Genomic DNA, 18,211 nt, shown 5'->3' with positions numbered 1-18,211 from the left:
AGGGGTTAGCCTCCTTTATTATCAATATTATTTCTTTTTCTTCTCGTGAAGTCCTTTTTTCTCAAGTTCCCAATAAATGATACGTTGCTGAGCAATTGTAAATAAATTACTTACGATATAATATAAAACTAAACCTGAAGGAAACCATAAGAAGAATACTGTAAAAATTAATGGCATATAAGTCATTAATTTTTTTTGTAATGGGTCAGCGGCCGGTGTTGGGGACATCATCTGAATTAAGAACATTGTACCGCCCATTAATAAAGGAAAAATATAATAAGGATCTTGTGCAGATAAGTCATAAATCCAAAGTGCAAACGGGGCATGACGTAGCTCAACAGCATTACCTAACATATAGAATAATGATAAGAAAATTGGCATTTGAATAAAGATTGGCAAACAACCGCCTAATGGATTTACTTTCTCTTGTTTATAAATCGCCATAGTTTCCATACTTATTTTTTGTTTATCATCACCATAACGTTCTTTCAATGCTTCTATACGAGGTTGTAATAACTTCATTTTTGCCATTGAACGATATTGAGCACGTGTTAATGGGAATAAAATACCACGGACAATAAAAGTAATAATAATAATTGCAAAGCCCCAGTTACCAACAAAGCTATGAATAAATTTTAACAAATAAAACAGTGGTTGTGATAAGAACCATAACCAACCATAATCAACGGTTAAATCGAGATGATTAGCGGTCTCTTTTAATTGGTTTTGAATTTCTGGCCCTAACCATAATTTTGCCCCAATAGTTTGGCTGCTACCTGATTGTATAACAGTTGATTTACCCTTAAAGCCAATTGTTGCTTGAGATTTGTTAGCTGTAGCTCGAGAATAAAATAAATTATTTTGATCCTGAGTTGGTACCCATGCTGTTACAAAATAGTGTTGTAGCATTGCAATCCAACCAGTTTTAGTACTAACATCTAAAGCTTTATCTTTTATATCATCAAAACTGTATTTACTATAGTTAGTGTTAGAACTAGAATAAGCCGCACCGCGAAAAGCATTTAGACCTAATCCACCACCACCTTCAGTCACTGTGCCTTTAGGTAACTCTATAGTTTGTTTTAATTGACCATACATTGAAACATCAATAGGATTTCCACTCTGATTATTAATGTCATATTGAACATCAATAGCATAATTACCGCGATGCAATATATAATATTTAGTATAGCTAATACCATTTACCTGATAAGTCAGTGGTACACGCAATTCATCTTGTCCTTCAGCTAATGCATATTCGGTTTGTTCAGTTTGATATATTGGTCGTTTTGATCCTTGAATAGCATTATCAGGTCCATCTTTACCAGTTAAACCGCTTTCAGCAATATAAATAAAATCGGGACTTGATGTTAACAACTGGAAGGGGGTACCTGAATGAAGTGTTTGCTCATATTTTAATAATTGAGCAGCTTGCACATCGCCACCATACGTATTGATAGTAAGTGACAATACATCTGATTTTACAGTAATTATTTTACCGAGCTCAGCAGTATTAGTTGAATTATCTTCACCTATCTGTTGTGTTAACTGATTAATCATAGGCAGCTTAGGAGCATGATCGTCTTCCCATGCTTTCCAAATAAAAAAAGATAAAAAAAGTAAAGCAATGACTAAAATATTACGTTGAGATCCCATTAGTGTTTTTCTCTATTGGTTTTAATTTTAGGAGGAACAAAATCTTCTCCTCCTTCATGTAAAGGGTGACATTTTAATACACGTTTAACCATTAGCCAACCACCTTTTATTAATCCAAAGCGTCTTACTGCAATTACAGCATATTGTGAACATGATGGTGTAAAACGGCATTTAGGACCAAATAAAGGGCTAAGAATACGTTGATATATACGAATAAAAAAAATAAAAATATTAATTATCAATAAATTAAATGCAAAAACATGCCTTTTTATCACTAATTTTACTTTATTTAAATTTTTTGCTTGGCTATGATTCGTTGGCATAGTTTATCTAAAATCTCAACTATTTGTTGATTATCTAAGTCAATGACAGGAGATTTAGCCATCAGAATAAAATCAACATTAGGGAGTTGATGTTGATGATAACGAAAATACTCTTTCACAAGTCGTTTGATGCGATTACGTTCATGGGCACGCTTTACCTGCTTTTTAGCTATGGCAAATCCCAAACGAGCATGTGCTAAATTATTTCTACGTGAAACAAGCGTAAGAAAAGGAGATCCAGCTCTAATGGATTCTTGGAAGACATGACTGAAATCAAAGGGAGTTAACAATCGCAACTCCCGAGGATAAGTGAATTTAATCACTCAACTTTAAATCAGCTAGCAACGGTTAAACGAACACGGCCTTTAGCACGACGGCGAGCAAGAACTTGACGACCATTTTTTGTTGCCATACGAGCACGGAAACCGTGAGTTCTATTGCGTTTTAATACTGATGGTTGAAATGTGCGTTTCATGACGATTTATATCCAAATCTAATTTATCAACAAGGTTGTAGAGTGTAGACTCCACAGCATTAATTAAAGAGGTCGAAATTATAGTGTTTATTTTATTTGTCGTCAATGAGATTTTAACAGATAAATTTTTAAGAAATCCATTAGCACCTGATTAAGATACAATTATATAAAAACTGATATATACCTTATTAATTTAAGCAGATATTTTAATCCTTAATATCAAGAAATAATTAGCAAAATAATAGACTATGAGATTAATTTATCTTCTTTATAGATTAATATAACGTATAAAAATAACACCAAAAAAGAAGAGCGAAAATTAAATTTATTAATCACTAAATGCAATGACTCTCTTACTTTTTTCACCACCTATTTCACGCGCTAATTTAGGCACTAAATAACCTGAAACTTGAGCAGCCAGTTGACTCATTAATTGTTTGGCTTTTTCATCACTAACCATAAAATGAGCGGCCCCCTGTACCTTATCAAGTAAATGGATATAATAAGGCAAAATACCAGTATCAAAGAGCTTATTACTTAATTGTGCTAGTATTTCAGCTTTATCGTTAACATTTTTTAATAAAACACTTTGATTAAACACGGTTACATCTTGATGTTTTAATAATGAAACCGCTTTAGCTACATTTTCATCAATTTCGTTTGAATGATTGATATGAGTAACCATGATAATTTGTAATCGGCTATTAGCAAATAGCTGACAGAGCGCTAATGTAATTCGTGATGGTATCACAACCGCTAAACGGGTATGGATTCGTAATCGCTTAATGTGAGGAATTTTTTCTAATGCGTTCACTAAAAATTCAATCTCATGATCCTTAGCCATTAAGGGATCTCCCCCAGAAAGAATGATTTCATCAAGCTCCGGATGATCGGAAATATAATTAAGCGCTATATTAAGATTCTTTTTATTACCCTGATTTTCATGGTAAGGAAAATGCCGTCTAAAACAATAACGGCAATTTATAGCACAGGCCGTTTTAGTAATTAATAAAGCACGATTATGATATTTATGCAATAATCCTGGAATAGCATTTTGTTGTTCATGCAAAGGATCATTGCTATATCCATCAATATGAATCATTTCATGATCATCACAAAGAACTTGTAATAACAAAGGATCTCTATAATCTCCCTTTTTCATTCGATTGATAAAAGCCATAGGGACACGAAGCGGAAATTGTTTTTTCGCTAGTAACATAGAAATTGAAATGGAATTAGGATCTAATTCTAAATAAGAATAGAGTTTCTTGATATCAGTCACGACATTGTTTAGATCTAATATCCATTCATCTTTATTATTTGGTAGTTCAATTTTTTGCTGTATAATATGACTCATTTTTGTAATTCAGAATGATAGTTGGAGCTTTTATGGCATCTTATAGTACAAATGAGTTTAAAGCCGGTCTTAAAATAATGCAAGATGGCGAACCTTGTGTAATTGTTGAAAATGAATTTTATAAACCAGGTAAAGGGCAAGCAATTAACCGAGTAAAAATTAAAAAACTACTTTCAGGCAAAACTGTTGATAAAACTTTTAAGTCGGGTGAATCAGTTGAAGGCGCTGATGTTGTTGATATGAATTTAACATATTTATACACTGATGGTGAATTCTGGCATTTTATGAATAATGATACTTTTGAACAACTGTCGGCTGATGCTAAAGCTGTCGGTGATAATGCAAAATGGTTAGTTGATCAAGCTGAATGCATCTTAACATTATGGAATGGCCAACCTATCGCTGTTACGCCTCCAAATTTTGTTGAACTAGAAGTCATTGAAACCGATCCTGGCTTAAAAGGCGACACAGCAGGAACAGGCGGAAAACCAGCAACTTTATCAACAGGTGCAGTTGTCCGTGTACCATTATTTGTGCAAATTGGTGAAGTACTTAAAGTGGATACTCGTTCAGGTGAATATGTATCGCGTGTTAAATAATTATAGTCGTTTTATGCTACTATGTTATTAATATAAAAAAGAGGTTACATTAACCTCTTTTTTGTGTTAAACCGTTTTTTTAATAGCATATTTTTAATCAACAAAAATAAACTTATCATTTATATTCATTATAACATCTTCATTGTTAATAAGAAATTAATCAAATTATTTTGCACCAAAATAATTTAATTGGCGCCACGATTCATAGACCACAACCGCAACTGAGTTAGATAAATTCATACTTCGACTATCAGCTAACATTGGAATACGAATTTTTTTATCTTGTGGTAATGCATCAAGAACCGATGCAGGTAAGCCACGAGTTTCAGGACCAAACATCAAAAAATCATTATGCTGAAAAATAACTTCACTATGAGATTTTTTACCTTTAGTCGTTAATGCATAGACTTGTGTGATGAGATCAAGTCGGTTAACCTCTAAAAAATGAGCGAGATTTTTATAACGAGTTACGTTGACAAACTCTTGGTAATCAAGACCTGCTCTTCTCAGCTTTTTATCATCCCAAAAAAATCCCATTGGTTCTATAATATGCAAATTAAAACCTGTATTAGCACATAGACGTATAATGTTACCTGTATTAGCTGGAATTTCGGGCTCAAATAAAACGATATTTAACGCAACATTTGACACAATACTTTCTCTTCTATTGTTTATATTTCTGAATTGGTAATATTATCACAATTCGGAGTCCTCCAAGATGACTTTTCTCTGCTTTAACATTGCCATGATCTCGCATGATAGCATTAGCAACAATAGCTAGTCCTAATCCTGTTCCTCCTGATTGACGATCTCGCGCTTCGCTAGTACGATAAAATGGTCTAAAAATTTGCTCAAGCTCCTTGTCAGCAACACCAATTCCATCATCGTCAATACTAATTATTATCTGATTCTGTTGGGCAATAAAATTAACCACAATTTCATGATTAGAATACCGGAATGCATTACGTATCACATTTTCAAGAGCACTACATAAAGCCATAGGATAGCATAAAATAGTATGACTAGTTGGAGGATTAGTCACTAAAAACTTTTTCCCTATTTGTTCTGCTTCAAAAGTAGCATTATCAAGCACCTGTTTGAATAATAAGTTAATTTTCTTAAATTGCCGAATTTCATTATTATCATATTGCTGCCTTGCTAAAGACAATAAATCACCTATCATAGAATCAAGCTTTAACGCTTCATTATTAATACGTATAACTTCATTACTTTCTCCTTGCTTATGTCGCAATAAAGATGTGGCAAGTTGTAAACGTGTTAAAGGAGTACGAAGTTCATGAGAAATATCGGAAAATAAGCGTTGCTGTACTTCTTGCATCCGTTTAAGTTCTCTTAACATATGATTAAAACTAGCACCTGTTGCTTTATATTCAGTAGATCCAATTTTTTCAAGTTCTGGCCATTCTTGTAAATTTCCTTTAGCAACTTGATCTGCGGCTTTTTTTAACCCCCGTGCAGGTTTAGCTATACTCCATGACAACCATAACAAAAAAGGAGAACTGATCAACATCATTAGTGTTAATAACAATAAGGGATGATCAAAAAGTAAATTAACAAATTGAGATTGAACATCAGAAGCAGGTTGTAAGACATACAATTGATATGGTTCATCAGCATAATGAACTAAAAATGGCCCTATAATCTCTTGGAAATCATAAATTTTTTTAGCAGGATCTGAAATATTATGTGATATTTCGCTAAAGTTTTTTACTAAATCAATATTTTTGGTATCAGCAGTAATATATTGCCCGTTTGGAGTAACAATAAATAAAAATTGACCTGATTTTTGGTAGGTATCCATTACAACAATAAAACGCATCCACCAACGAAAGCTATCTTTAGGTACATTGGATAGATCTTTTTCTATTTGTTTAGCTAATTCGTTACCTGTTTCTCGCTCTTTATTTGCAATGTAAGTTAAGTTTCTAGAATCTAAATTTGGTAATAAAATGATTAATGCCAAAAAAAAAGCTATTGTTAGAAGGAAGATAGTGAAAATTCGAACAGTTAAACGGTCAAAAATCCACATATCATCACACCTAATTTAAAACTATATCGATGTTGTTATACATCATCATTGCTATCAATAACAAATAAATATCCCTTAGAACGTAATGTTTTAATCCACGGTAAACCATCGCTACGAGGAGGAAGTTTTTTTCTTAAATTAGATACATGTACATCAATTGAGCGAGCAAGAGGAATAAATTCTTTACCTAAAACTGTTTCGCTCAACGTATCTCGAGATATGATTTTACCACCATTTTCGAGAAATTTAAGTAACACTTGAAATTCTGTACCAGTTAATTCAATATATTTATTATCATAATAAACTGACTGCTGTTTTCGATTTAATACCAACTTATCAACTGTATACTGTAAAGGAAGGTCATCAGCATCATTAACTAAATTATCCCAACGTGTACGACGCAATAGAGCATTGATTCTGGCTATAAGTTCTCTATCATTGAAAGGTTTTAAAATATAATCATCAGCGCCAAGTTCAAGTCCAATAATTTTATCATATTCATTATCTTTAGCCGTTAAAAAAATAACAGGGACAGTAAATTTGCTTCTAAGTTGAGATAATACATTTAATCCATTCATTTCAGGCATCATTATATCGAGCAGAATCAAATCAAATGTCATATCAAACTTTTCTAAAGCTTGCATGCCATTATTCGCCGTTTCAACTTCAAACCCTTCTAGTTCAAGAAGCTCGGATAACAACGAGGCGATTTCTGGATCATCATCCACTACAAGTAATTTGTTCATTACAATCCTCTGTTTACTCATTTATCATATTTATTTTTATCGAATTACATCAAGATTCCACACTGTGCCGAGTTATTATATATGCAAAAAATACTATCAATACCAACAATATAGTAAATAATTGTTAAGTTCTAAAATTTTAATACTTTAACATTATAAAAACCTTGATCAATAAGATAAAGTGCTTGTAATTTACTCATTACTCCACGGTTGCAATAAAGCAAATACTGTTTGCTTTGATCTAAACTACCAAATTGAGAAGCCAATTTATAAAAAGGAATTAATTTAATTTTAACATTATCGCCTAATTGTAAAGGTTCATCTTCTTGTTCATCTGATGGGCGAATGTCAATAATAATATGATCGTTGTTAAGAGTAGATACTGTTTCAACCTGTTGAATTGTTGTATTAGATTGTTTCGCTATTTCACGAATATCAATATTTTCTGCATTTTCTATAGCTGTATTAAGTATTGAAAAATCAAAATTCAACTCTTCTGCTTCAATTTTTTCTTTAATTGCTTTTACAGTAGGACTTTTAGATATTACGCCACAAAACTCAGGCATTGTTTTAGCGATATCTTCAGTGCCGATTTGACGAGCAATATTGATAATGGTTTCTTTATCATGTGTGATTAGCGGACGTAAAACCAATGTATCACTAACATTATCAATTAAACGTAAATTAGTTAATGTTTGGCTTGATACTTGACCTAGTGCTTCCCCAGTCACAAGAGCTTGCACATTATAACGTTGAGCTATTTTAGATGCGGCACGTATCATCATTCTTTTTAAGATTACACCCATTTGCCCATCATCAATTTTTTCCAAAATTTCACCAACGACATCCGAGAAATTAATAGCGATAAAACGTACTTTATGTGAGCTTCCAAATCGTTCCCATAAATAGTGAGCCATCTGTTTTACACCAATTTCGTGAGTTTTTCCACCAAGATTAAAAAAGCAATAATGTACTCGACTTCCTCGCCGCATCAACATGTAACTTGATACACCTGAGTCAAATCCACCAGAAATAAGTGAGATAACATCTTCTTGTGTACCTGTTGGGAAACCACCAATACCATCATGTCGACCTTTAACAAGTAACAACTTATCTTTATCAATTTCTAAATTTACCGTAACCTCAGGACGTGTTAACTTCACCTTAGCTGAAGGTACATATTTATTAAGCCCTCCGCCAACATAACGTTCAACGTCAATTGAAGTAAATTCATGCTTTCCTCTGCGTTTGACCCTTACACAGAAGGTTTTATTTTCAATTAATGAGGCATAATAACTTAAAACTTTTTCAAAAATATCATGCACATCGACATAAGTTAGTTCATCGACAGCTAGAATGTGATGAATACCAGGAATTCGTGTTAATAGTTCTAGAATCATGGCTTCACTATTTTCTATTTTTGGACGAACTTCGATAAAATCCCAATGACGAATAACAGCAACATCTTCTATATGATGTTTTAATATATTACGAATATTGCTAGTTAATATTTTGATAAAACGTAAACGAACAGAATCACTTTTAATCGTGATTTCAGGAAAGAGTTTAACAATAAATTTCATAAAACTAAGGCGTGATCTAAATAAAAATGGCGGACATTATACTGTTTTTCTAAAAAAACATAAAATTTAATCTAACAAATATTAAATCTAAAATGGATTATAAAACCAATTTATTGAATTAAATCATCTGAACAAATTAATTTAAAATAATATTTATTATGGTAATTTTATTGCAAAAAGCAATAATATTCTATTTTATATCTAGAAGTAAATAATCGTTATGATTTGTCTTCCCTAACGATTAAGACAAAAAATGAATATAATTTTTAATATAAAAATTAATATTGATAATAGTTTTAAATTATCGAAACTCAAATTATACCAACTATACCTTAAATTTTACTTGCTTGTTGGTCTGTCTTTCGTTAATATTTCGCTTCAATAAATTCTGTTGTATAAAACATAAAATTGACAGGTTGAAATGTACGGACTTTTAATTATAAGTTATTTGATCATTGCACTAGCAATAATCGTATTAGTTTTAATTCAGCGAGGAAAAGGCGCCGATATGGGGTCTTCTTTTGGCGCAGGTGCGTCAGCAACTTTATTTGGTTCATCAGGAAGTGGAAACTTTTTGACTCGCACAACAACACTATTAGGTATATTATTCTTTGTAATAAGTATTGTTCTATCTAATTTAGGAAGTCGCGGTCATACCACTTCAACTGGCGAATTTGATAACCTCGAAGATACTGTTCCTGTAACGACACAACAAAACGAAAAAGTCAGTACTCCGACAGCAGATCCTGTTGTTCAACCAGAACAAATAAATCCTACATCAGATATTCCTGAATAAAAACGGCGCCGTGGTGGTGAAATTGGTAGACACGCTATCTTGAGGGGGTAGTGCTCTAAGGGCATGCGGGTTCAAGTCCCGCCCACGGCACCAATTCAATATTCAGTAACATTCTTTAAAGCACATCAAAACTTGTATAAATAAGGCTTAGAGCCTATTTTGCTATTCTGCAAGCATCAGTAAGACACATTTACAACCACATTTTTTAGTTATAAGCTTAGTTATACGAATTTCATATAACTAAAAATCGTATAACTATGGCTCGTATAACCACCCCATTAACAGACACTCAAATAAAAACAGCCAAGCCACAGAATAAGGATTACTCTTTATTTGACGGTAATGGATTATATCTTTTAATTAAATCTAACGGCTCTAAAATATGGCGGTTTAACTATTATCACCCTATAAATAAAATCCGTTCATTAATCAGTTTTGGTAGTTATCCCGAAGTTTCGCTACAGCAAGCGCGAAAACAACGCGACGAAGCACGCGAATTAATTAAGCAAGGCATAGACCCCCAAAAACATAAAGCGGAACAAGAACAACTTAAGCAAGCAGCAATTGACCACATTCTACTCCATGGCTGAACGATGGCTTAAATTCAAAACAGAACAAGGACTAGAAGAACAAACTTTAAAAAAGGCTTGGCGTTCATTAGAAAATCATGTTTTCTTTTATAAAAAGATATTCCCATAAACTAAGTAACTGCTATTAAGGCAATCAATGCTTTACAGCCATTAAATAACAATAATAAATACGAGACAGTAAAAAGAGTTTGTAGGCGAATCTATGAAATAATGTATTACGCTGTCAATATGGGAATCATCGATAATAACCCTCTTGCTAAAATTACCGACGTATTTAACAGCCCGAAAGTAAAAAATCAGCCTATCATATCCCCTACTGAGTTACCGCAGTTTATGCAAGCCTTATCTATGGCTAGTATTGAGTTACAAACAAGATGCGTGATTGAATGGCAATTACTCACATTAACGCGACCTAGCGAAGCTGTAGGCGCACGGTGAGATGAAATAAGTTTTAATAAGAAATATGGAGCATTCCTGCTGAACGCATGAAAATGGATAGACCCCACAATATACCTTTATCGCCACAAGCAATGAAAATCCTTGAGATAATGAAATCTATTAACAATAAAAGTGAATTCATTTTCCCAACAGCAAGACCACCTTATAACAAGCCAATGAGTAGCCAAACCGCTAACATGGCAATAAAGCTCATGGAATACAAAGATAAGTTAGTAGCACATGGATTGAGATCGTTAGCAAGTACTACCTTAAATGAACAGGGCTTTAATTATGATGTAATAGAGAACGCATTATCGTACGTTGATAAGAACGCAGTTAGGCGAGCTTATAACCGAGCAGAGTACGAACAACAAAAAAGAATCATGCTTGACTGGTGGGGCGATTTTGTCGAGCAAGCCAGTAAAGGGAATGTTTCACTATCAGGTAACCGCAATTCACCATAGTATAGTCGATTCAACCATAACGATTATAGCAGGCTTATTTTTAATTGAGCAGATTAATAAAAATGGGGCAAAGGTAAACATTGTCCATGTCCTATGTGTGGTGGTAAAGATAGATTTCGGTTTGATAATCAAAATGGACGAGGTACTTATATTTGCAATCAATGTGGTAGCGGTGACGACTTAGAACTGATTAAACACTATTATCATTGTGATACTAAAGAAGCATCAATTAAATTAGCGGAATGTTTGAATCTACCTAATCAGAGTAACAAAATACGAGAAAAAACCGTATTTAAAAAGATAGATTCTGAACAGTTGCATAATAACAACACACCAGAAAATCCCGTATGTAAAAAGGATTAAAAGCAATTACTGGGGGTGATGAGGTTGCAATAGATCCAAAACACAAGCAACCTTACTCATGTAAAATTCCTGCTGTGGTATTAGTAATCAACAATGAAGCTAGGCGATTTAATGAGCGTAATGCCGGTATATCTCGGCGTAGAGTAATCTTTCATTTTGGCAAGGTCATCCCTGAAAAAGAACGAGATTTAAACTTAGTCAGCAAAATAGAACAAGAGTTACCCTCTATTGTCAGATTGCCATTAAATGAATTTACTAACCCAATAGAAGCAAAAGAAAGGCTACACAAGCAACAACAATCTAAGTAAGCCACTGCGATTAAGCGCGAATCTGACCACCTAGTCGATTTTTGTAGTTATCTTAATACTCTTGATTATCCCAATGGGATGTTAATTGGCAATTTAGGCATAATACCATTTATCCCTAAGAAATATTTATACCATGCTTATATTGAGTATGTCCGAAACACAAGACTTAATAATCCATTGTCCTTGAGTGGCTTTGGTGCATCATTAAATTACGCCATAAAAGAAAATAGAAAGGCGTACATTAAAAAACGAACTAATATAGGGGTAGAAACTAATTTAGTAATAAACCCAGATATGTGTAAAAATTGGCTAGATAAAGCCGAAGATCCTAACTAGTAGCTCAAATTGAACCACTAAAATAAGACAGCCCTAATTGGCGTTTTTTTATTGAGTGAATACCTAAAGTGTATACTTATGTTTAGAAGGAAATTGATGTAACTATTTATATAGGTTTATTATTTTGTGTAAAGTATACGAAGTTAATAGCATTACAATAGGCTAAATATGACTATATAATCAATAACCATAAAAAAATACGAAAGAAAAATATAAAAAAGTATATATCACTGCTCTTTTCGGCTATGCTATAAAAAATTGTTTAATAGTTTTTCTATTAGTCTTTACTCTCTTATTTTCAAAATAATCATTAAACTCATCAATGGAATATATTATGAAAAAATTAATATCAATATTATTTTTAAGTAGCTTATTTTGCAGTCATAGTTATGCTAATGAAAACCAAAACAGTTTTCAAAAACAGCCTAGGTCACAAAATAATAACCAATACACAGAATATAAGGCTCAACTTGCTGATAATGTTTTTTTATCATTTTTTGTCGATACCCAAGAGCAAAAAGCAATACCTGTATTATTTAAAGATGGCAAAAAATATCAACCTCTGAGTGTTGAATTTTGTATTAAAGATTCTGATGAATGTTGGCGACAATTCCTTTATCACAATTCACTTTCCAACATTACTTTTAACTTTGATAAACCAGAAAATAAGAAAGATTTGTTAGAATGGAAGATAGACTACCTTGATAACAATCAATTAGTGACTACTCATTTTATGCATCCTCCTAAAACTGGAGCTTTACCAAATGGCGATGATGACTATGACCCTTATATTCTTTGGCAATCTGACTTAAGTAATTTTTAAAATTGATTAATGGCACTCGAATAAGATAAATAAGTTAATATGATTCAGACAATAATTGATGATCTAAGTGATTTTGTATTAATTATATTGGTTTACATCATTTTGGCTAACTAAAGATTATTTATTTTAATCAGCTATTAAAAGATATATTTCACCACTTTTCACTTATAAATTTTATCAATAACATCTAATTTATTACATTAGGTTATTACTTTTTTGTAATAACCTTTCTTAAATCTCAATAATGCTAATTGCTCATTTAGTTATATTATCGTATTGATTAATTTATTTTCTGGTTGATTGATGATAGTAAGATGTTCATCCAATGTTTCATCTCCTTGTAAGCAAAACTTAACATAATGTTGTATATCGTTAATTGATATATTCGCATTACAAAAACATTCAGTTAATTTTACCTATTGCAAATCTGCATCAGAAAAACGCTTTACATTTTGAGCGAGTTACAGAAATAGAAATAACCTTAATGAATCATAATATTTCAGCATTTGCACTGATAAACCTGACATTTTGGTTACTTTAGTCACAGTATATTTAAATGATTGGTTTAGTTCACCATTTTGAGTTATTGATGCAAATATCGTGTAACGTTAAAAAATGGTGAAAATTATCATCGTAGACAATCCTATGTTACTGAAGAGTTTTGAAAAAGATTACGTGTATTGAAGAACTATTTATTAATACAACAATTATATTCCTATAGAAGATGTAGGTAAGATTATGGGACTCTGTCAGAAGAAACAACGGTGTGTTTATGTAGATCTGATGTATCAGAATAATAAAATGACCAAATTAATATTTAAACTGCCAATTTCATGAATTAATTATAATTATTATAATTCACTAAAATCAATTACGTATTGATATGTGTCATAAGATTACTAAGACCGAAGTTATATTGTAACAGATTTAGTTAAAATGGATATTTGGTTGAATGATGAAATTGTCGATGCTTTTTCATTTATTTTGCCACGAGATAGAATCTTTGAACGCAATAAGCCAATTGTTCAGCAAATGAAACATGTTATACCTCGTAAATTCTATGCAATGCCAGTAAAATCGGTATTTGAAAGTTAACTCATTATAAAGGGAGATATTCCACTATTACGCAAAAGTGTAATAGGACGTGGTTATTAAGGATCTGCATCAAGAAACAAAAAAAACAAAAAATAAAATAACGCAACGTAAGTTTGGCTGTATTGATATCCCACAAGAAGCATTTCATGCCGTATTGAATATTCATGAATAATATTCACTAGTTGCTCTCCTAATTGATTATAAATTATAATATCTTCTAACAGACTGAGATGATAAAAAATTTTTCCGGCAATTTGTGGTGAAACTTTTTAATATACACAGTATAAATTTCTTTATGCAATGCTTCTTAATCCAACAACAGCAAGTTCTCAATAGCAACAGATCAACGATTACATCCTATACCTGAAAGTTTTAGTTGTCTCTATGACTATCCATTTATTTTTATTAATATAATCATTGTATTATATAAATTTAGTATTCTAAACATAGCTGAAACAAAAAAATAAATAACTATTTTTTTAATTATTGTATTTCTATATTCAAAATAAATTAACTAAAGTAAGTTTTAAACAGTAAAATTTAATATACCATTTTCAGCAAATCGTGAAGTGAAAGTATTAAGAATATTGCCATTGCAGAAAATTTACTAACTAAGCAAAATAATAGCAATGTTCATTTCTAACTTTAAAACCCTTGCCTGCTGAAATGATAAATCACATTTTATTGCTAATAAGTTGAAGTATTTTGTCCTCTCTGACTGTTGCTTTAATTTCAAAAACTTTTATTACATATTTAAATGTGATAGCTTTCGCCCCTTATTATTTTTTAATAATTTACTTCACCAATATTAACAACACGATCAGCACTCTCAATTGTTGATTTTCGATGAGCAATAATAATACGCGTAATTTTTAATGAAGATATCGCCTTATTAATTGTAGTTTCATTATCTTCATCTAAATGACTTGTCGCTTCGTCAAGAAATAATAAACAAGGCTTACGATACAATGCTCTTGCAATTAGTAATCGTTGTTTTTGACCGCCAGATAAGCTATTTCCTAACTCACTTACTAACGTTTCATATCCCATTGGCATACTCATAATTTCGTTATGAATATTACAATATTTTGCACATTCAATAAGCCATTCATAATTTTTTTCATTATCAAAACTTGAAATATTATCCGATATAGATCCTGCAAAAAGTTTATCATTTTGTAATACACTACCGATAATATCTCTATAATTATTAACACCAAATTTATAAATATCAATTCCATTTATAAGAACTTCACCATGAGTAGGTGTAAGCAATCCATTCATAACTTTCATCAATGTGGTTTTTCCTGAACCTGAAGGACCAATAATTGCAACACTTTCACCCGCTTTAACTTTCATGTTTATATTAGTAAAAATAGGTTTAGAAAGATTATCGTATTGATACGCTATGTTGTTCAGTTCAAATTCAACAGGGATATCTTTAGGGAAAGAGTGCTTTGATTCGATATCATTTTCAGTATCAGTTAATACAATATCGGTTAATCGTTCAGTATGTAAATTCAGCATTTTCAAATCTAATACCATATTTATCAAATTTGCTGTTTGTTCTGAAAATTGAGCTCTATATGCTGTAAACGCGATAAACATACCTAGCGTCATTTTATCATCCATAACAAGTGCAGCGCCGATCCACAATATTGAAGTTTGCTCAATCATCATAATCAATGTGTTAACACCACTAAATATCATTTCTAATTTAGTAAGACGAATATTTGCGTTGGATGTATCAATATTCATATTGAGCCAATATTGAGCTCTTGAGTCAGTAAGTTTCAGTGATTTTAAAGTATCAATACCATATAAACTTTCCATAAAATGGGAATTAGCTTTAGCCTCTTTCACAATTTTTTCTTCTGATGCTTGTCGATAACGTTGATAGGTAGCTACACGTAATATTATGTAGATGAGAGTAAAACCACAGACAATCCAAACCAACCATCCACCATACAGAAACATCATGATAAAAACACCAATTGACATCAAAATATTAATAATACTTTTTACGATATTATTAGTTAGTGTTGTACAAATTATTTCTAAGGATGTGAAACGAGACTGAATATCACCAAGTTTCCTTTTTTCAAAATAGGCTAATGGTAATTTCATTAAATGATCAAAAAGTCCAGCTTTCCATTGAATATCTACTAAAGATCCCATAATTAATGATGACCAAGAACGTAACATGGCAATAAATGTTCTGAATAATATAAAAAACAGTAATCCCATACAGATTAATCCAAGTAAACTGTGATCTTGTGCCATAATTACATGGTCCATTACCAATTGAGTTCCAACGGGCAGCAATAAATTAATGGATTCAATAATAAGAGATAATGATAAAATTTTAACTAAAAATCCTTTTAAACCATCAATTTGGAAAAGCATTTTAATCAAACTAAGTTGACTGCGTTCTGTGCGAGGTTCAAACTCTTTATCAGGCCATAATTCAAGTGCTATTCCACTAAAATGTTTTGACATTTCATTAAGACCTACTTCACGGCGACCAAATGCGGGATCATGTAATATAAATTTACTTCTTTTAACTGCCACTAATACAACAAAATGATTGAGGTCCCAATGTAAAATACAAGGGGTTTTTAACTGTTTTATTTCATTTAAATCTAAAGAAAGTGGACGACTTCTTAAATGTACAGAGGCTGACATATTAATTAAGGTGGCAAGAGTGACGCCATGAGATGAAACGCCAATTTGATTTCTTAAACTAAATAAATCTACGTTCATACCATAATAACGACAAATCATAGTTAAACATGCAAGACCACATTCAGCAGCTTCTGTCTGTAAAATTTGTGGTATTTTTCTTTTCCAACCAAAATGTAAACTTTGAAGTATATGCTGAAACTGATTTTTATTCATTGACTGGTCCTGTAATACTTTTTTGAACATCATAAAAAGGAGATAGCATCCATTGATAAATAGGTCTTTTTTCTAAAAAGAGAGTGATGTCAGCTTTCATTCCATTTGTTAATTTAATTTTATTATTAAATTTGGCCATTTGTTTTTTATCAAGAGAAACCATTACTTTGTAATAAGCTTGATAACTAATATTGTTTTGAGATAATGGAGAACTACTGTAAGTTGACATTTCTTGGCTTGAGGCAGGCACCTTGGATATTGATATAATTTTACCTGAGAACTGTCCAAATTTTTGATAAGGATAAGCTTCATAACGAATATTAATTTTATCATTAACTGAAATATAAGGAACACTTTCATTAGGAGCCCAAAGAACTAAATAGTAAATATCAGTATTAGCAGGAATAAGTTGTGCTAGGCTATCATCTGTTTTTACCATCTGACCGTCTGTTACACTAAGTGATTCAATACGTCCATCACTAGGAGCACTTATAACTAATGTTCCTTTAGCATTTACTTCTGTTAATTGACGTTGTAGAGCATTCAACTGAAATTGATATTCAGATATTTTGTTATCAAAATCAGCTATCTTTGTAACTAATTCACTATTAAGTTGTATAATACTTAAATTTTCTTGTATTATTTGATTTTGTAAAAATTGATAAGAATTTTGTTGTTGATAATATAAGTATCTTTGATTATTGAATTGTTCATTATTAATTAGTCCTTTTTTTTGGTAATCAGCATAGTTTTGCATGCTTTCATACATTTCACTCATCCCTTTTTCTGCATTTTTGACAAGCAATAATGAATCTTGATGGAATCGATTATATTCATCTATTTGTTGTTTCAATGCATTTGAAGTGATCTGTTTATTTTCCTTTAGAGTTTCAATAATTTCAGATATATTTTTGATTTGATTATTGATTGATTCAATTGTTTTTTGAGTGACATTACCTAACTGTGTCGTTTGGCTGACATCTAATTCATAAATTGGATCGCCTTTTTTAACTTTATCGCCAACTTTCACATGAGAGTTAATAATAAAACCTTGCTGTGTTGAAAACAAAGTAATTGCTCTTGGTTGTGTAGTTATTTCACCTGGCACATTAATTCGTCTAGTATAAGTACCGAATATGATAGCAAGAACTAAAACGATAACAAAAATAATCGATAATAAAAAAACAAACCATGCAGAATATCCTTTTATTAATAACGCTTTTCCCATCCATTTTGCTTTCTGGTAATTAATAGCTTCTTGCCGAAACAATCGATTATTTTCCATAAAATGTTTTACCTACTTATACTTAT

General features: G+C 31.6%; 18 protein-coding genes, 1 tRNA gene and 1 pseudogene. 9 read left to right on the top strand and 11 right to left on the bottom strand.

What is annotated here, in order from left to right; translation table 11 throughout:
• Positions 1-27: 27 nt before the first annotated feature.
• From yidC to epmB, 5 genes are all read right to left on the bottom strand, one after another.
• Complete coding sequence (yidC, locus tag J4T76_RS07185) at positions 28-1,656, bottom strand: membrane protein insertase YidC (RefSeq protein ID WP_267339950.1); 1,629 nt, start codon at positions 1,654-1,656, stop codon at positions 28-30.
• Positions 1,656-1,898, bottom strand: a complete 243-nt coding sequence (yidD, locus tag J4T76_RS07180) for a membrane protein insertion efficiency factor YidD (protein ID WP_267340143.1) — start codon at positions 1,896-1,898, stop codon at positions 1,656-1,658. Before yidD ends, yidC begins: the two co-directional genes overlap by 1 nt.
• 47 nt (positions 1,899-1,945) lie before the next feature.
• Positions 1,946-2,302 carry a ribonuclease P protein component gene (gene rnpA / locus J4T76_RS07175; protein ID WP_267345374.1) on the bottom strand — a complete coding sequence of 119 codons (357 nt, stop codon included), beginning with the start codon at positions 2,300-2,302 and terminating at the stop codon, positions 1,946-1,948.
• Positions 2,303-2,313: 11 nt separating this feature from the next.
• The gene (rpmH, locus tag J4T76_RS07170) at positions 2,314-2,454 is read right to left on the bottom strand and encodes a 50S ribosomal protein L34 (RefSeq protein ID WP_025314679.1); all 141 of its coding nucleotides are present in this window, start codon (positions 2,452-2,454) and stop codon (positions 2,314-2,316) included.
• Positions 2,455-2,782: 328 nt separating this feature from the next.
• Positions 2,783-3,811: an EF-P beta-lysylation protein EpmB gene (gene epmB, locus J4T76_RS07165; protein WP_267339953.1), complete on the bottom strand. Its 1,029-nt coding sequence runs from the start codon at positions 3,809-3,811 to the stop codon at positions 2,783-2,785.
• Positions 3,812-3,843: 32 nt separating this feature from the next.
• On the opposite strand from epmB, the gene efp reads away from it, so the two are divergent.
• Entirely contained in the window at positions 3,844-4,410 is a 567-nt protein-coding gene (gene efp / locus J4T76_RS07160) for an elongation factor P (protein ID WP_267339955.1), read from the top strand.
• A gap of 165 nt (positions 4,411-4,575) precedes the next feature.
• Here efp and trmL read toward each other — a convergent pair whose 3' ends face one another.
• The 4 genes from trmL to thiI all read right to left on the bottom strand — a co-directional run bounded on the left by trmL (position 4,576) and on the right by thiI (position 8,789).
• Complete coding sequence (gene trmL / locus J4T76_RS07155) at positions 4,576-5,061, bottom strand: tRNA (uridine(34)/cytosine(34)/5-carboxymethylaminomethyluridine(34)-2'-O)-methyltransferase TrmL (RefSeq protein ID WP_267339956.1); 486 nt, start codon at positions 5,059-5,061, stop codon at positions 4,576-4,578.
• A gap of 13 nt (positions 5,062-5,074) precedes the next feature.
• Positions 5,075-6,454, bottom strand: coding sequence for an envelope stress sensor histidine kinase CpxA (cpxA, locus tag J4T76_RS07150; RefSeq protein ID WP_267340145.1), 1,380 nt, complete (start codon positions 6,452-6,454; stop codon positions 5,075-5,077).
• 41 nt (positions 6,455-6,495) lie between these two features.
• On the bottom strand, positions 6,496-7,206 hold the full coding sequence (locus tag J4T76_RS07145; RefSeq protein ID WP_267339957.1) for a response regulator: 711 nt from the start codon (positions 7,204-7,206) through the stop codon (positions 6,496-6,498).
• Between the two features lie 131 nt (positions 7,207-7,337).
• Positions 7,338-8,789 (bottom strand): tRNA uracil 4-sulfurtransferase ThiI, encoded by a 1,452-nt coding sequence (gene thiI / locus J4T76_RS07140; protein ID WP_267339958.1) that lies wholly within the window; start codon positions 8,787-8,789, stop codon positions 7,338-7,340.
• 421 nt (positions 8,790-9,210) lie between these two features.
• On the opposite strand from thiI, the gene secG reads away from it, so the two are divergent.
• The 8 genes and pseudogenes from secG to J4T76_RS07095 all read left to right on the top strand — a co-directional run bounded on the left by secG (position 9,211) and on the right by J4T76_RS07095 (position 14,002).
• Positions 9,211-9,585, top strand: coding sequence for a preprotein translocase subunit SecG (secG, locus tag J4T76_RS07135; protein WP_267354575.1), 375 nt, complete (start codon positions 9,211-9,213; stop codon positions 9,583-9,585).
• 7 nt (positions 9,586-9,592) lie between these two features.
• Positions 9,593-9,678 (top strand) — tRNA-Leu (locus J4T76_RS07130).
• Positions 9,679-9,842: 164 nt separating this feature from the next.
• Positions 9,843-11,077: pseudogene (locus J4T76_RS11885) on the top strand (integrase domain-containing protein).
• Positions 11,078-11,170: 93 nt separating this feature from the next.
• Positions 11,171-11,440 carry a primase-helicase zinc-binding domain-containing protein gene (locus J4T76_RS07110; RefSeq protein ID WP_443135218.1) on the top strand — a complete coding sequence of 90 codons (270 nt, stop codon included), beginning with the start codon at positions 11,171-11,173 and terminating at the stop codon, positions 11,438-11,440.
• Between the two features lie 74 nt (positions 11,441-11,514).
• Entirely contained in the window at positions 11,515-11,748 is a 234-nt protein-coding gene (locus tag J4T76_RS07105) for a hypothetical protein (RefSeq protein WP_267339964.1), read from the top strand.
• 9 nt (positions 11,749-11,757) lie between these two features.
• Positions 11,758-12,084, top strand: coding sequence for a primase-like DNA-binding domain-containing protein (locus J4T76_RS11880; protein ID WP_416380344.1), 327 nt, complete (start codon positions 11,758-11,760; stop codon positions 12,082-12,084).
• 334 nt (positions 12,085-12,418) lie between these two features.
• Positions 12,419-12,907 carry a hypothetical protein gene (locus tag J4T76_RS07100; protein WP_267339965.1) on the top strand — a complete coding sequence of 163 codons (489 nt, stop codon included), beginning with the start codon at positions 12,419-12,421 and terminating at the stop codon, positions 12,905-12,907.
• A gap of 936 nt (positions 12,908-13,843) precedes the next feature.
• Positions 13,844-14,002: a hypothetical protein gene (locus J4T76_RS07095; RefSeq protein ID WP_267339966.1), complete on the top strand. Its 159-nt coding sequence runs from the start codon at positions 13,844-13,846 to the stop codon at positions 14,000-14,002.
• A gap of 786 nt (positions 14,003-14,788) precedes the next feature.
• Here the strand turns inward: J4T76_RS07095 and J4T76_RS07090 are convergent.
• Positions 14,789-16,900, bottom strand: coding sequence for a peptidase domain-containing ABC transporter (locus tag J4T76_RS07090; protein ID WP_267345400.1), 2,112 nt, complete (start codon positions 16,898-16,900; stop codon positions 14,789-14,791).
• On the bottom strand, positions 16,893-18,185 hold the full coding sequence (locus tag J4T76_RS07085; protein WP_267339968.1) for an HlyD family secretion protein: 1,293 nt from the start codon (positions 18,183-18,185) through the stop codon (positions 16,893-16,895). Before J4T76_RS07085 ends, J4T76_RS07090 begins: the two co-directional genes overlap by 8 nt.
• Between the last annotated feature and the right edge of the window lie 26 nt (positions 18,186-18,211).

Origin of the sequence: Gilliamella sp. B3022 (genome assembly GCF_028751545.1) — a bacterium.
Taxonomy (GTDB): Bacteria; Pseudomonadota; Gammaproteobacteria; order Enterobacterales; family Orbaceae; genus Gilliamella.
The sequence above is the reverse complement of the archived record's forward strand: the minus strand, read 5'-3'. Positions and strand labels throughout refer to the sequence as shown.

What these genes read in the sequence shown, in the direction of transcription:
- yidC (WP_267339950.1), bottom strand. Translation starts at nt 1,656, where the DNA reads ATGGGATCTCAACGTAATATTTTAGTCATTGCTTTACTTTTTTTATCT.
- rpmH (WP_025314679.1), bottom strand. Translation starts at nt 2,454, where the DNA reads ATGAAACGCACATTTCAACCATCAGTATTAAAACGCAATAGAACTCAC.
- epmB (WP_267339953.1), bottom strand. Translation starts at nt 3,811, where the DNA reads ATGAGTCATATTATACAGCAAAAAATTGAACTACCAAATAATAAAGAT.
- efp (WP_267339955.1), top strand. Translation starts at nt 3,844, where the DNA reads ATGGCATCTTATAGTACAAATGAGTTTAAAGCCGGTCTTAAAATAATG.
- J4T76_RS07145 (WP_267339957.1), bottom strand. Translation starts at nt 7,206, where the DNA reads ATGAACAAATTACTTGTAGTGGATGATGATCCAGAAATCGCCTCGTTG.
- thiI (WP_267339958.1), bottom strand. Translation starts at nt 8,789, where the DNA reads ATGAAATTTATTGTTAAACTCTTTCCTGAAATCACGATTAAAAGTGAT.
- secG (WP_267354575.1), top strand. Translation starts at nt 9,211, where the DNA reads ATGTACGGACTTTTAATTATAAGTTATTTGATCATTGCACTAGCAATA.
- J4T76_RS07110 (WP_443135218.1), top strand. Translation starts at nt 11,171, where the DNA reads ATGTGTGGTGGTAAAGATAGATTTCGGTTTGATAATCAAAATGGACGA.
- J4T76_RS07100 (WP_267339965.1), top strand. Translation starts at nt 12,419, where the DNA reads ATGAAAAAATTAATATCAATATTATTTTTAAGTAGCTTATTTTGCAGT.
- J4T76_RS07095 (WP_267339966.1), top strand. Translation starts at nt 13,844, where the DNA reads ATGGATATTTGGTTGAATGATGAAATTGTCGATGCTTTTTCATTTATT.
- J4T76_RS07090 (WP_267345400.1), bottom strand. Translation starts at nt 16,900, where the DNA reads ATGAATAAAAATCAGTTTCAGCATATACTTCAAAGTTTACATTTTGGT.
- J4T76_RS07085 (WP_267339968.1), bottom strand. Translation starts at nt 18,185, where the DNA reads ATGGAAAATAATCGATTGTTTCGGCAAGAAGCTATTAATTACCAGAAA.